At 37.1% G+C, this 15305-nt stretch carries 11 protein-coding genes; 4 read left to right on the forward strand and 7 right to left on the reverse strand.

Annotation, left to right across the window (positions count from 1 at the left end; all coding sequences use genetic code 11):
* Window positions 1–258 precede the first annotated feature (258 nt).
* Window positions 259–2346 carry a disaggregatase related repeat-containing protein gene (locus MSKOL_RS00885; protein WP_048116843.1) on the reverse strand — a complete coding sequence of 696 codons (2088 nt, stop codon included), beginning with the start codon at window positions 2344–2346 and terminating at the stop codon, window positions 259–261.
* 967 nt (window positions 2347–3313) lie between these two features.
* Here MSKOL_RS00885 and MSKOL_RS00890 point away from each other — a divergent pair.
* The gene (locus MSKOL_RS00890; RefSeq protein ID WP_231592330.1) at window positions 3314–3700 is read left to right on the forward strand and encodes a serine O-acetyltransferase; all 387 of its coding nucleotides are present in this window, start codon (window positions 3314–3316) and stop codon (window positions 3698–3700) included.
* A gap of 292 nt (window positions 3701–3992) precedes the next feature.
* Here MSKOL_RS00890 and MSKOL_RS00895 read toward each other — a convergent pair whose 3' ends face one another.
* Together MSKOL_RS00895 and MSKOL_RS00900 are read right to left on the reverse strand one after the other, a co-directional pair.
* Complete coding sequence (locus tag MSKOL_RS00895) at window positions 3993–5738, reverse strand: hypothetical protein (RefSeq protein ID WP_048153273.1); 1746 nt, start codon at window positions 5736–5738, stop codon at window positions 3993–3995.
* A gap of 869 nt (window positions 5739–6607) precedes the next feature.
* Complete coding sequence (locus tag MSKOL_RS00900; protein ID WP_048153274.1) at window positions 6608–7504, reverse strand: polysaccharide deacetylase family protein; 897 nt, start codon at window positions 7502–7504, stop codon at window positions 6608–6610.
* Window positions 7505–8117: 613 nt separating this feature from the next.
* Here MSKOL_RS00900 and MSKOL_RS00905 point away from each other — a divergent pair.
* Complete coding sequence (locus tag MSKOL_RS00905) at window positions 8118–9731, forward strand: right-handed parallel beta-helix repeat-containing protein (protein WP_048158070.1); 1614 nt, start codon at window positions 8118–8120, stop codon at window positions 9729–9731.
* Window positions 9732–9904: 173 nt separating this feature from the next.
* On the opposite strand, the gene MSKOL_RS00910 is transcribed toward MSKOL_RS00905, so the two are convergent.
* Together MSKOL_RS00910 and MSKOL_RS00915 are read right to left on the reverse strand one after the other, a co-directional pair.
* Window positions 9905–10447, reverse strand: a complete 543-nt coding sequence (locus tag MSKOL_RS00910) for a metal-dependent hydrolase (protein WP_048153275.1) — start codon at window positions 10445–10447, stop codon at window positions 9905–9907.
* Between the two features lie 97 nt (window positions 10448–10544).
* On the reverse strand, window positions 10545–11249 hold the full coding sequence (locus MSKOL_RS00915; protein ID WP_048116862.1) for a (5-formylfuran-3-yl)methyl phosphate synthase: 705 nt from the start codon (window positions 11247–11249) through the stop codon (window positions 10545–10547).
* 112 nt (window positions 11250–11361) lie between these two features.
* Here MSKOL_RS00915 and MSKOL_RS00920 point away from each other — a divergent pair, with 112 nt between their 5' ends.
* Together MSKOL_RS00920 and MSKOL_RS00925 are read left to right on the forward strand one after the other, a co-directional pair.
* Entirely contained in the window at window positions 11362–12096 is a 735-nt protein-coding gene (locus tag MSKOL_RS00920; RefSeq protein WP_048116864.1) for a HisA/HisF-related TIM barrel protein, read from the forward strand.
* A 269-nt stretch (window positions 12097–12365) separates the two neighbouring features.
* Window positions 12366–12626 (forward strand): hypothetical protein, encoded by a 261-nt coding sequence (locus MSKOL_RS00925; protein ID WP_048116866.1) that lies wholly within the window; start codon window positions 12366–12368, stop codon window positions 12624–12626.
* Window positions 12627–12852: 226 nt separating this feature from the next.
* Here the strand turns inward: MSKOL_RS00925 and MSKOL_RS00930 are convergent, their stop codons facing one another.
* The gene (locus MSKOL_RS00930) at window positions 12853–14049 is read right to left on the reverse strand and encodes a prenyltransferase/squalene oxidase repeat-containing protein (RefSeq protein WP_048153276.1); all 1197 of its coding nucleotides are present in this window, start codon (window positions 14047–14049) and stop codon (window positions 12853–12855) included.
* A complete protein-coding gene (locus MSKOL_RS18995; protein WP_082090999.1) occupies window positions 14030–15304 on the reverse strand; it encodes a nucleotide modification associated domain-containing protein in 1275 nt (424 codons plus the stop codon). The genes MSKOL_RS00930 and MSKOL_RS18995 overlap by 20 nt, the downstream gene beginning before the upstream one ends.
* Between the last annotated feature and the right edge of the window lies 1 nt (window position 15305).

Genomic DNA, 15305 nt, shown 5'->3' on the forward strand with positions numbered 1-15305 from the left:
ATTTACAGCAAATCCGATATACTGCTCGATTTTCCTATTGTTTTGTCTATTAAGTTAGGCAGGAGAGCTCCAATAACAAGATATTTCTGATCTACCAGAACCTTCAGTTGGGGTATAGAAATCCCAAACACTAAAGGTAACCCCAAAGTAATCTCAGATGTTCAAAGAGTAGCATCAAAAGTTAAATACTTCTTCATTTATGTCTATATGTTCTTTTCTTCATGAATCAAAATATTTCCAGACCAACTTTATCGACATTCAGGTATACTCTATAGTGAGTTTGGGTCTCTGATTTTTATTTTGCCAGTTAGAACTGTAAAAAGCTATATAGTTTTCATCTTCTTCGCGAGCCTTTATAAGGAAACCTGTATCCTCGTACTTTCCACTTATATATTCCTGCACAAGTTCTGTTACATCCAGGTCGTAGTAGCGGTTGTCAGGGGTCTCATCTCCACTGATAGTTATCGTGGCATATGGGGTGCTTCCCTGGAAGACCCCATTCCTGTCATACCAGTCCCCTCCAGAGTTTTTCCAGGGGTCATTAGATTCCCTTTGCTGCCAGGTAACATGTTCTCTGCACCATTTCATAGGTCTGTATACTTCCAGTATAGTATCTTTTGATCTTATCTGGTTCTCCGGGTAGTGCCAGAATAAAGATAGAGTTGCCTCTTCAACCTGGTCAGTCTGATTAAGTGAACTCAGCTCAAAGATTATAACGCCTCTATAAATGCCCCCATCGGATTTTTTTCCGATATCGATATATTCACTATCACTAAAAGTGGTATTTGGGGCTTCTTCTCTCAGCCTGTTGTCAGAAATAATTAAAGGTAAAGCAATTTTAAGGTTTTCCGCCTTATCAAACTGCATCGAAATATTTAATAATAATTTTTTCAGGAACTTTATAAACTCTGAAAAAGCTCTTTTAAGGCTCGACTCAAAGCTTTCTTCCTGGCCGGTCTGGGCTTTGCTTTCATTTATCTCATAAGGCGTCTGCGGTCCGGCAGACATAGCTTCACTCCAGGGAAAGTCCTTGCCCAAAGACTCATTGGCGTTCAACTTTGCTGCAAGTTCGGAGTCAGCTTTAACGTCTGAGGTAGAGTTTGCACCCATATAGTTCCCGCCGGCGTTGCCTGAAAGACAATTGCTTTCCAGGATAAAGGAATGGGTATTTTTTAGCTGGTTGTATACAGCATATCCTTTCCCAGCTGCAGGACTGGACTGTGTATTAATTATTATATTATTTTTCACGATAGTCATATAGCCTGAACCTGGGGCTGAAAATTCATCACTGACCTGTTTATGGGCAATAGCAGCGCCATAGCAGCCATCGAATTTATTATTCTCTATCACAGTATTTTGGAAACCACTAAGCACTATGCCCCCTGCCCAGTCCGCACCCTCGTTAATCCCGGTTTTATAAAATTTATTGTGATGTATGAATATGTCTTTTGCAGAATCTTTCGAATACTCGGGCCCATAGCCTGTGATCCATATGCCTGCTGCATTCGTCTCGTATAGCAGATTATTGTAGATTTCAATATCATTCATCACAGTTGACGGACCAATTTTCTGGATTTCAATTCCTGCCCCTCCTCCTCCTTCTGAGTCAATTATATTGTTATAAAATTTTACATGGTTTGTATTGTAAATTCTCAAACCGCTATTCGTTCTGCACGTTATTTTATTATTCCAGGCCTCTATATTCGAAGAATAGATAGCGTAGAGGACGTCATGACCTAACTTATATACCCGGTTATTGTAAAACTTAACACCTGAACATTTTACGACTTTAAGTCCATCGCCGTGACTGTCATGCATATACATATCGTGAACCTGTATATTCTTGCAATTAAGGAAATATATCAGGTTGTAATATCCCTTTCCCCTATTTTTTTCATTATTTTTGTCGTGATTTCCGTCAATCTCAAATCCCCTTATGGTAATATCATGATTTTCAGCACTGTTCATTTGCGTAATCATAGGTTTTTCTAGAGGCCAATCTGCTTTATCTTCAAGTTTGATTACGGCTGTCGGATCTCCTTCCAGAATAGTATTGTTTCCAATTAAAATACTGCCCGAGATGATGTATGTACTGGGGCCTTTCAGATGAACGGTTGTGCATTTTGGGTTTTCTGCAGCATATGCAAGAGCTTTGTTTATTTCTACCTGGTCATCACTTCCATCACAGTTAAAATCTCCACTTCCGTTGGTAGCAACATAAACTGTTGTACAGGATGTCTTTGATAGAGTGAGGGTTATACTTACAATTATACAAACAAAAATTATACCAAGAAACAATAACTTTTTTCTGTCTCCCCATTTGTACGTTTGCTTCTTTCCATTCATTTCAAATCCCCAATACATTGAACTATAATTCTTCAATGTTAAAAAAATTTATCTTTTCAGGACTGTAAATAAACTCCCCTTGAAATTATTTGCATTCTTCCCGTTGTTTAAATCCCACGAATAAAATTCTAAAAAGTTCATCTTAACTTTAAAAATAAAAGTAAACTCATGGGAAACCTGAATTTTTAAAATTTATTTGATTTTAATTTATTGATTGATCTCTTCCTAAAATCAATTTTGTTCCTAAATTGATAGGAAAGTCAGAACTATTTCCCACGATAAAAAACTCCCTTGATTATTCAGAATACGGATTAAGAGACTTAATTTTGAGTTTTGGGGTCAACTAAAATTTTAAAATTTGCCTATTAATTTTCACTTCAATGTTGAAGTAAAACTAACCATTAATAAGTAATTCTTATAAGAAGTACTCTTACTCTAATTTTTATATAAATCCTTACCATAATTGATTGGATTGTTTACGGTTATATATTTTAGGCTTCTGAGCGCGTAAATCTCTTAGGACTTACGCTGTTGGACTGAGAAATCGATAGCATTAAACCTTCAATTGTCTAAAACACTAAACAAGTCACAATGTCGAAAGTGCTTGATTTTGTACTTCAAGTGCGTAAGTCCTATCTCTTTAATCCGTAGGGTTTATCGTTTTACCTATATTCTACTTCAGGGAGTTTGGGAAGTTAAACTTTATCAGATTCTAGGAACTATCGAAACTTCTAAATTCTGCAAAAGTAAGTAAAGGGGTATAGTTATTATTAAGTCGAAAGCAGATTATGATTTTTACGTAAAAGCAGACAAGTTTGCTTTAGGGAAACATTGTAGACGCCCTAGACTAATTGGTGATGATATATGGAAATTTCAGAGATTACTACGAAAAACTGAGTATTATAACAACTGTAAGAAATCTCTAATTTCCAAATTATATCTCAAATACTTGTTATTCAGGTTCTACATGATGAGTGTTCATCTAGGGTTCAGTATTCCAATAAATGTCTTTGGTCCAGGGTTGTGTATTGCCCATAGAGGAACTATCATCATAAACAAAAATGTCAGGATTGGAGAGAACTGCAGAATACATGCATGTACTAACATAGGATCTAATCGGAATGAGGCTTCAGCCCCACAAATTGGAAATAACGTATATATCGGGCCTGGTGCCAAAATTTTTGGAAATATCCTAATTGCGGACAATATAGCAATTGGGGCAAACTCCGTTGTAAATAACTCATTTTATGAAAAAGGCATTTCAATTGCAGGTCTCCCTGCCAAAAAAATAAGCACTAAAGGATCAGATGGCATTATAGTTGAAGCTACGCAAATTGTAAAAAATAATCCCTGATTCTTAAAATAATCCCTGATTCTTAAAATAATCCCTGATTCTTAAAATAATCCCTGATTCTTAAAATAATCCCTGATTCTTAAAATAATCCCTGATTCTTATAAGTGAACACTCCGTAAGTGAATGCCACGGTCAGTAAATGAATTTTAAATTGTTTAATCCTGTTTTTCTCATAGCTAAATATTCTGTTAATAAAAGTGCTTTCATTCCAAAAAAACGAAAAAGTCAAACCTTCAAAAATTGGAAATTAGCTTCTCCAGAGATCCGACTTCCAGACGAAACAGAGGGGCGTTCACGGGACATATTCATAAATTTCTATATTAAGGGAATCATAGATCTTATATACAGGATAAGCAGCCTGGGGTTTGAAGGTACTTCCGCTTGTAGAAACTGATGTTTTATTGGATCCCTGTTCCCTGGCATTCAAAGCCTCAGAAAAAGTCGTTTCTGCAATATAGAAAGTTTCGTTTTCTGCTGCTTTTTCTACAGAGATACTGTTTTTAGAATCATTTATATTGCTGCCAAGTATCTCAGGCTGGGCGATGATTTCGTACTTGTCTGTACAAGACATAACATATGGATAAGTTTCTTTCACGCAGGATAACCACTGAACCCCATCGGCCTCATTTTCCGAAATAGCTTCAGAAACTCCACCTGTATACGGCGAACTGAAACAGGTGAAGAATCCCAGTGTCCAGAGCAGACAGAGAACCAGCACTGCAGAGCCAAGGCCAAGAGTATACCCTTTTCTAAGGAAAATAATGTAAAGGGAATACCCCAACAAAGGAATCTGGGCAAAAATAATGAAGCTCAAATTTGCAAACTTATCTGGAGGGTAAGGAATGAAGGGGTTTAAAAGGAAAGCAATCTCCAGGAAAAAGGTTACTATGTAGAGGACCAGAAAACGGGGGTACCTGCGAACAAAATGATGGCAAAACCTTTTACGATTCTGCCATACGATTACGGAATTGATCAGGATAAAAATTAAAGGAATATAATATTTGCCGTAGTAGAGATTCAAGAGATGTACAAACTCTAAAACTCCGTTTTCAGTTGATGGAAACGTGGAAAAGCCTGCGGACACTATCATTTTAGTGCGCAGGATAAGGTTTGAAATAGATATATCAAAGAACTGAAGAGTATATTTCGCACAAAGCAGGAAGCCTCCCGAGATAAGTGACAGGAATGCAAATATATTCATTTTTTTTCCTGCAGGGTGGGAACCGTCAGAGAAGAAAAAGTTGATACTCAGGATTTTACGGACAAATTCAGGCTTCAGTATTTTACTCGATAGGGCAAGGGATAGGGAGAAACAGACAAGATATGCAAAAATAAAGGGATGAGCTAAAGGAATCAATGGTATCATGAAAAGAAGGCAAACAGCCATTGCCCTGTTTTTATCTGAAATTACGCTTCTCAGCACAAGAAGGTATAGAGGTATCAAGCAAAAGCAAAGATAATAAGGAACTGCTGAGGTCTGGAAATGGCCAAAATACGGAATAAGCGAGGAGAGAAAAGCTGTTAAGACCAATTTTTCCCTGCTCATAAAAATCCGATAGAACAGGAACATTCCAGTAATAAATATTATTGAGAAAAATACTGGCAAGAAGTAAGAAAGTGCCGACGTTTCAAGGCCTGAAATCTGAGCCAGAGCTGAAACGAGCAGAGGACCCGTGGGAGAAAGGTTGGAAAAGCCCGAAAGGTTACAAAATGAACCATGTCCTGCAAGTCCGAGGTACGAAAATTCATCTCCCCTGCCTATTGAAACATAACCAAGCATGTGAGGGGTTATCAGTACTGTAGTATGGACAAGAAACAGTATAAGAACTGCGCTCATTTTTCGGTATGCAAGAAGCAGAACGCAGGCTGAAACGTAACAAAAGAGCAGGGTAAGGTAAAAATGAAAAGGAAGCTGTTCATAGATATCGACTGTGTATCCTTTGGGCTGAATTCCCCTGAGAATAAAAAGGCTATAAACCAATAGTAATAGAGAAATTGAGGTTATAAGGTTTAATATGTTATTAGTAGTTTTAGACAATGTGTCCCCCATCCTTTTTGAAAATTGCAGAGTCCAGTTTCCGCACCTAACTATGATCTATTCCTGAAAACTTGGTTTCACTCTAAAAGAGTTTTTCTTTTACAGGCAGCACACAGGCCCAAAAACTTTCGATCCTAAAATTTTGTTTATTTGTTTCTTCTCTTCCTTATTCCTTCTATATTCAAACGGCCCAACAAATAATTAATGGTTGTGCCCTAAGTGCAGTTTGATATACCTGCCTTAACCTAATTAATGTTTTGATGGTGAAATGTTTCGACAATTAAAGGCTTTCAGATATATACCCTTATCCAGAGACTTTATTGTTTCTGTCACAATAACTCACAGTATATTAAGTATATCCTTTTTGAGTACAGATCCTCCGAAGACTATATGCAGCTTTTAACCTACGAAGTGAACATCATTTATCAGATTTATTTGTTATTCCTGCCAGCGTCTGCATGTCCCTAATTAGTCCATCAGAAGAAATCATTCGTTTAAGATCAGGATAATTAGGCGGTTCCCTGAAAAATAGATGGAGTGAGGAAATACATGGAGGAATATATCGTAAAATCGCGCAAATCATATATGACTAAATCTATTTAAATAAGCAATTAAAGTTTAGGGTATAAATATTTGTCCTATATAATTAATATTCAGTGTTGATTATTCTTTATTATACTTGTTATTATATAGGACTTACGCACTTGAGGAACAAAATCAATTATGGCAAAGGCCATGGATTAAAGTCGCGTTTTATACAGCTAACGTTCTGATGCTGTTGACTCTTCAGTTCAACCGCGTGAGTCCTATTTAGACTTGCCAGGATCCTTTTCAAATTTTCAATTATATCTAGAAAACCTTTCTAAAGGTTATATTTCTGGGTAATCCCTCAGGCACACTTTTTTAACATCATTCAGGGATTTCAGAATGTGACGAATTCTACGTTCTATAAGCTTTCCTTTCATACACCAGTAAAATGGCCTGTTGTTCCCTACTGAAGGAAATTTAGTGCAGGAAATATCAATCGGGTGGAAATAAAAGATAGTATGTCCTCTTTTCAAACTCTGGATAAGCCCATTCAATACCAGAGGAGCTCCAAGAAAGCGGAGTATTGGGCCACCAGATGCTGGAATTTTAAGTACATTCTGATAGTATGCCCAGGGGAACTCAATAAAGTTTCTGTCGTCGCCTGCCTCAAGCCCGTTCTCTAAAGGGTAGTAAGGAAAAGATGAGACTGTCTTGAGGGACGAATCCGTTTTATTATAAAGAGAATTTACGGAAACTGAGGAATCATATTTGAACCCGATGTTTTCAAGTGAATCTAGCATCCAGCCACCTACAAAGGCATTTGGTGCCCTGTAACCTACAACTCTCTCTCCACTAACTTTTTCAAGAATCTTTTTCGCAAACAATGTTTTCTGCTCGAATTCGTCGTCACTCATCAATCGCTCCTTTGTCTCAGGATCGATTTTGCAGGCGTGATGCAGACCATGACATGCAATTTCATGCCCTCTTTCCGCAATTGTCTCAACAAGTCCAGGATAATGTTCGACAATGTCTGCGACTACAAAGAAAGTAGCAGTCACATTAAACTCATCGAGAATATCCAGTGACTTTTTTGTAGGTTCAGTCAGGTAATCATACCTGCCGTCCCATTTTTCAAAAAACTCATTCACAGTCCTGTAAACAGCGTAAGGAGAACTGCAGACTGAAGGAATATGATACCAATCTTCAAGATCCACTGTGACTGAAAAACTCCCCCTCATAAGACCCCACCGAGCGACCAACTGTGCTTATAATCACATAACAAATTTTTGACTTATAGTGAAATTACATAAGACTGGGAATAAACGAGAACGCAACTTCGCAAAAAACTTGATGTTTTAAAAAAGGGGCACAAGGGTATAAAAAATTTTTTGATGTTCTGCTTGAAATGCACAGTAGCAATAATCTTAAAAATTGTTTTTGTATTTAATTTTGAAAATTTAATTGTGAGTTCAAAGGGACTCTGTTCCAAAATCCAGTGATTTTTGCATTTTTGGATTGAAAATCTGAATTAGCAAGAAGAAGCCAGTTATCATCAAAATCAATATTCGATATCTAAAGACTTCAATTCTTAAGTCGTATCACAAGGATTGTGACTAATTACAAAATCTAGTGATTTTAAACTTTATATTCATCACTAGATTAGCATGAAAGTTCTTTCAAGTACTTTCATTCTTTGTGCCTGTTATTCGAAGAATTTCATGTGCGCTTTGGTACTGAGTCAACGGAATTAAAAAGAAATATTAATCTATGCTAAAATTTAACTGATAATATTCTCTGAAGATGGTTTTTTTCATGCCCGGAGAGTTAATACTAAAAAATCTAGGAATAAAAATGAAAGGGAAAATTCTGAGACATAGGTTGCAAAAAAGGGAAAAAACCGTAGTCTACTTTACAATTTTAGTTTTTTTGATCGCATTAGGAACAACCGCTCTCTCCACTACATCACCAGGTATAACTGTTTATGTTTCTGCCGATGGGAGAGGGAATTTTAACTGTGATGGAAGTAACGACCAGGTAGAAATAAACAAAGCTCTCGCATATGTTGCAGAAAACCCTCAATTCACAACCGTTCATCTGAAGGGCCCCAATACATACATCATCTCGGACAGTATTTTAATTGGAAACGACACTATTCTGGAAGGAGATCCGACAGCCGTAATTAAACTTGAAGATAAAGCAGGTTGGCCAAAAAATAAGCCTCTGATTACGCAGATGGACAATTCTGGAAGCCAGAATATTACTATAAAAGGATTTGAAATCAATGGAAATCATGACAAGAACAAGGAAAAAAATAGAGGAGAGGGATATTACAATCATATTTATTTCTTAAACTCCAGCAACATTCAGGTTCACTCTATGTACATGCATGACGGGCACGGAGATGGGCTGAAGATAGAGAGAAGCTCTAATATCCAGTTTTACGATAACCGGATTTATAAACTGGGGCATGACGGTCTTTTTGCAATCCAGTGTCAGAATGTAGAGGCCTGGAATAATACAATAACCTGCAGGACTAACAGCGGTCTTAGAATCTTGAATTCAAACCATGTAAAATTCCATGATAACATAATAGATTCCTTTTCCCATTGGAGTGCGGGTGGTTCTGGAATTCTGATTGAGAAAACAACAGGAGTGATGAGTGACATAGAGGTGTATAATAATACTATTCATAACACCTATGGACCCGGGATATGGCTGTTAGGATATGGTTATTCTTATCCCATGGAAGAGGCAGAGAATGTATATATTCACCACAATGTTTTCTACGGCACTGGTACGGACCCAAACATAGATTGGGTAGGTGGTATAGTAACAAGTGGATTTTACAATACCCTTGTAGAGAATAACGTATTTGATGGTACGTATCACGCTGCAATTATCCATATGTATCCTACAGGTGGTTCTACCGATCTTTCACCCAAAGGTACAGGATATACCACAATTGTCCGCAATAATATTATTGTAAACACGCTGCAACGTACGAAAGACCCGAACGGAACAGGATATGGAGTTATTAATTATCTTCCTGAAACGCATTCCTTTGTGTTGGAAAATAATTGCTTTTACAATAACTCCGCAGGAGACTACATGAACGCCAGTTCGACAAGCGATATCCATGTAGACCCTCACTTTGCAAACGAGATAAATCACGATTATCACCTGAAATCAACAGGTGGAAGATGGAATGGAAAAACGTGGGTAAAAGATACTGTGAGTTCTCCATGTATCGATGCCGGTTATCCAGAATCTGACTATTCAAAGGAGCCAGAAAATAATGGAAACAGGACCAACATAGGCAGGTATGGAAATACTGAATGGGCTTCTATCTCAGGGAATAGGCCCGGGTATGTTGTATGGTGGAACCAGCTATTTTCACCAGAATGGAAAACTTTCAGGCTGTTTCTGAAGATGTTTTTCTTATTCTGCTTTAATGTGTTATATTAAAGCTTCATTAGCTTATTTATCAAATTCTTTTATGGCAATTCCCTGATTAGTTTAGCGATGGCTTGAAAAACCACAGTTAGGACAACCTTACCACTCAAGGCAATGACGAGATCAATAGGAAAAAAGGTAAAGTAGAATACTTTCATTTCTTTGTGCCTGTTATTCAAAGAATATCATGTGCGGTTTTTGTTATAGCAGAATTCTTTTTTCTTCTCGCTTATATACTTAACAGTAAGAAGGACAATTATAGTCAGTCCGACGGTTTCTGAGATAAAAACTTCTGTGAATGCTGGGTGGTAGGATCTACTAAAAATTATCATAAGATACTCAATAAAGCTTGCTGAAATCGTGTCTTTCGGAAACCCCCAGCCCAGGAGCGGCCAGAAAAATACTTCAGGGGTATTCCATATCTGATCTTCTAAAATGTGGCAAAAGGATGCTCCTGCAATAATCAGGAGTTCAGGTTTCCCCTGTCTATAGAGATAGTAACCTGTCAGGCCCAGCAGAAGGCCAAAAAGGAGAGTGTGGGCAAAAATTCGCCCGCTTCCTATGGTTTCGGCAAGAATTATCCTGCCAAGAGGTTTATCGATAAAGTCTGGAAGGAGCGCTCCAAATGCAATCCACGGAACCTTTACCCAGAAGTTATTTTTTGAAAGTAATCGGCTCAGGAGATAAAAGATCCCTAGAGTGATCCCGACGTGTCCGAAAACAAACATCAGACCAAAAATAGTTATTTACTTATAATTCTTTTTCGGCAGGCCTGTCTGGTGACCTGCCGGCACAAAATTTCAGTTTCAAATCAAAAAGAGTTTTTCAAGCCTGGCATTCAGCTACGAGCTTTTCTACCAGTTCCTGCCGGATTGCATTTGTCCTATCTCCTCCGCAGACCATACCCCGAACCCCGATAATATCCGGTCCGATTCTCTCAAGCACTGGAAGGTCCTCAAATTTCAGGGAGCCTGCAATCGCGTTTTCAAGTCCGCACCCATGGGCAAGGTCCGTGAACCTTTTAAGTTCTTCCTCGTCCATAAATTCGAAGGTAGATTTTCCATCCTTAATTCCTGTATCAACCATCACCACATCTGCTCCAGCTTTTGCGGCGATTGAAGGAAGCAGTAATGGAGAAATTGAATTGATGCGCTTGTAGTCCGAATACCCTGAGGCAACAACTTTTTTTGTCGAGTCGTAGTCCTTTACGGCCTGTGTTATTTTTGTGATAAGCTCGAAAGCCTGATCTTCAGTATGGATATCGTAAAGGCCAACTTTAATATAGTCTGCTCCTGCAACGGCTGCTCCAAATGCTGCAAGGGAAGCAGTTCCTGGTTTATAGTTAAAATCTCCTATGGTTGCGCTTATTGGCTGTCTACCGTCTACAGCTTCTTTTACGTCCCTTATTACCCATGGGAAATTCGCGCCAAGGGAACCTTCTTTCGGATTCTTGACATCTACAATGTCTGCGCCGCCTCTGGAAGCAATTATTGCTTCCTCTTTATTAATTGGACTTATAAGCAGTTTCATAAAAAGCCTCTAAATAAACATCTAATTGGAATCTTACAGTGAATATTACTCTTTTTATACAATATTCTTTATTTTATACTTTTTTATAGGATGATACAACTATTGAATAAGTATGTTCCGAGTAGTTTTTGTGATGGATATATTTAACCGTAACGTAGTTCTTGCAAAGGGCGGGGTCAGGGAAAAATACCTTCCGGTTTCAGATTCAAGTACTGTATGTAGCAGCTCGGACCCTGTAGAGATAGTGGAACTCCTGCATCCCAGTGAAGTCTATATTGCCGACCTCAATGTGCTTCAGGGCAAAGGGCCTCTTGAAATCAATGCCAGAGTAATTAGGGAAGTAAGCTTAAGGGCAGACACAATGCTTGATTTCGGGATATCAGCTCCAGAGGACGCGGACAAAGCCCTTTCCATTGCAGGAACTGCCGTGATAGGCACAGAGACAGGTACTCTTTCGGCAATAAAAGATGCAGCTTATGGAAACTCCGGAAGGATCAGTGTCAGCATTGATATAAAGCATGGTAAAGTCCTGAAAAATGATCCTGAGCTTCCGGAGTCTCCTTTTGAAATCGTAAAACTGTTAAATAATTTACCCTTAAAAGACCTCATTTTCCTTGACCTTGACAGGGTTGGAACAGCCTCAGGCTTTGACCCAGAATTCCTTCGAAAACTGGTCAAATGTTCCAGGCATAGCGTGCTGCTTGCCGGAGGGGTCAAGGATATGAAGGATCTTTTTACTCTTGATAAGCTAGGAATAAAAGGAGCCCTGGTCGCAACTGCCGTGCATTCGGGAATGGTCCCTCCGGCCGTGTTGAGTTCAGGGCTTAAGTCAGATGACTTAATATAAAATCGAATAACAAAATAAAATCTAATAACTAAAATAAAATCTAATAACTAAAATAAAATCTAATAACTAAAATAAAATCGAATAACAAAATAAAATCTGATAACTTACTATAAAATCTAATAACTGAACTAAAATTTGATAATAAAAACTAACTGTTACCTGGAAATCCTTTTATTTCAGCCTAATATGTCTTGTATATAATCGCGTATTTTAGTATTAAGAAAAGATCACAGATTTCATTTAAAAATAGGAAACTATGAGGTTTACATATGGTAAAGAAGGATACATCTGAAGAGAATATCGAAGAAAGCACTGAGGGGAAAAGCGGAGATGGATATGTGGAGATTAAGATGGGAGGAGGCTGGTATATGACGATCTCCCTGGCACACAGTGACCGCTTTGAGAAAGAGTATGTCGAACTTGCAAAGGAGCGGGGAGGCGTAAAGAGGTCCAGGTTCAACCTTAACCCCACTCATGTCAGGATGTTAGGAGAAACCCTGATAAAATTTGCGGATGATAACGGGCTTTAATGATTGGCTGTATTCACTAACAATCCCAATCATTTATTTTTTGGTATTAATTTCTTTCCTGTGTTACTGAGCCCTAATTGTGAGAAAGGATTATAATGTTTAGAAAGCATTTGTTTTCCGCTCAATGAATTATTTCATTAATCTAAAGTCTGGGATATTACCCTGATTACCTCAAGAATTTAACCCAAATTTTCTTTGAAGTTTTACAAGGTTTATGCAAGCTTTTTCAACCAAATAATCTCTTTGAGATTGGTTCATAAATTAAACTGGCAATTATTGAAAGTAGTATAGTACCTATTAAGGATTTGTAGTTGTTTTTTATCCATTTTTTTACATATATAAATTTATCCTTCGCCAGTCCAGTCCAGCTGTCTTTAAATAGACCTATTGCATTGGCGTTTTCAAAAAGTTTGATACACATAAGCATATCGTAGATTGCCCATAAAGTTTTAGTATCTGGTATGCTTGGGTGAAACCATACTCCTTTGTTTTGTATTCCTTCTTGAACTAATTCACTCATTATTTTTGAAAGATTTACCTTCGAATTTATTGCTCTTGCTTTAATAAGAGCTATTAATACCAATGGATTTGTAAAATGGTAATATGTTACTCTACAATTGCATTGAGGAAAATCGATTAATTCTGTAATGCCCGACTTAGATCCACAATTTTCCCATTCAAAGTCTTCATTATAATTTTTTAATAGATAATTTGCCCCTTTTACTATCTGCTCGTCGGTAAAGTTATTTCCTATATCTATTAGCGTTGAAACCACATGTGCGCTATGGGCGTGTCTGGAATCTGATCCTTTTATTTCTCCCCATCCTCCATCATCGTTTTGAATGTTCCTTAAATATTGCTCACCCAAGCTGATTTTTTCTCTAGTTGTTGCTTTCAGGGTTCTACTAAGTATATCTAGTCCAGATGCTTTACTAAGTGCTTTTACTGCCAAACAAGTTGAGTATGTTCTACTTTCCATTCCATTTACTGGAGCCCAAGCTTTTCCATTATAATCGTATAATATTAGTTTCACTCCTCTTTTTATAGAAGCTTGAAGCTTAATTTTTAACTTATTATCAAGAAAATTTTCTTGACAATATTCTGCCAAAGCTAATAAAGCCCATGCCGTAGGCTCTACACACGATTCACTGGTAAAATTAGATTCGTATTTCCATCCGCCATCTTCTTGTTGAAAAATTATGATAGTGTTTAAGGAGCGAATAACTTTATTTCTATTTGGTTCGTTTATTGATCCTTTTATACACATTAGGGCTTGAGAGGTTGCTATTATCCCGACTTTCTCTATATTATCTAAATGCTGATGCCACCCACACTTATTATTTATACATCTATATTTTGAGAATATAAAGTTCGTGGAAGTTTTTATAACATCATCAAGTTGTTCACTTTTTAACTTTGTCATTTTCCTCCCTTTCTAAAATGAAATGGGGTAAAAGTTCTAACCTAGAGCCCAAAATTCTTTCCCAGTTTGGGTGTGATTTCCAATCAACAAGTTTCTCATCGAGTCCTAAAATTTTGGCCACCAAGTAGCGTAAATATTGGCTTCTTGGAGTGTTATCAAGGAGGTAAAACACTATAGTCTGGTTATCTTTCTCTATAAATATATAAGGCTCATCTGAATGATGTTCATGATAGTCTTCCCAGAAATCTGTAAAACTATAATATTTGATAGGAAACTTTTTTAAATCGTCTTCAATTTCTTTTACCATTAAAGAAGAAATACTTTTTGGAACTGGTAAAATATGAATATGTGCATGATTATCATTTGGGGGAAGACCTATTGATGTTGCTATATTCCCATGTTCGTAACACAAAACAAAATCAGTTTTGTATACTTTTTTAAGAATCGCGGTAACTTTCTCTTTCAAATCTAAAAATTCATTAAAAAGGTTAGATGGTAGCTTCCCGAAAGTTGTAATGTGAGCCTTCGGAATGATTAGACAATAACCTTCTACTAAAGGCCCTAAAGAAAGCATAACGTAGAAATTTTTTCTTCGTACTAATATTCTTTCTTCTTCTAAAGGATTACAAAACCTACAGCCTTTATAAAGATCTATTTCATTTACGGGTTTAGAATAATCTTCATACTTAATAAGTGCAAAAATCGCATAATTTATTATATCCATTAATTGAGCATCTAAGTCTTCTGACGCCATTAGGTTTCTATCATTTTTCAAAATAGTTTTTATTCTTAGTATTCTCACTAATATCTGGTCTGTAATCGAACAAATTTCCATATCTCTCCATGCTTGCCCATAGTCGTGATTCTTTTTTATGAAGAGAATCCTTATTCGACTTGTAATTTCATCATAAAGTTGAGACATTTTTTCTTGGGCAATTTCAGGCATTTCCCCATTAGAAAGCACTTTTTCGGGGTTAGGTAATTGCTGATCATAACAGATTTTCATCAAGGCCATTAACGAATAGTTTATTATCCCCACATATTCGCTTTCTCTTCCTTCCGGAATCAATTTCTGGTCCTTAAGTTCTTCTAGTGTTCTGATCCTTTTTGCTTTAATCCATAATTGATCAAATAAAGATTCCAATCTAAATAGTATCCACGATGTTCCATAGTCACTCATTTTTTTTAGGAATAATTCTTTGCAACTTGCTATTATTGTGTCAAATTTATCTATATGTGGGGTTTGATTTATCATA

This window comes from Methanosarcina sp. Kolksee (assembly GCF_000969945.1).
GTDB classification, from domain to species: Archaea; Halobacteriota; Methanosarcinia; order Methanosarcinales; family Methanosarcinaceae; genus Methanosarcina; species Methanosarcina vacuolata.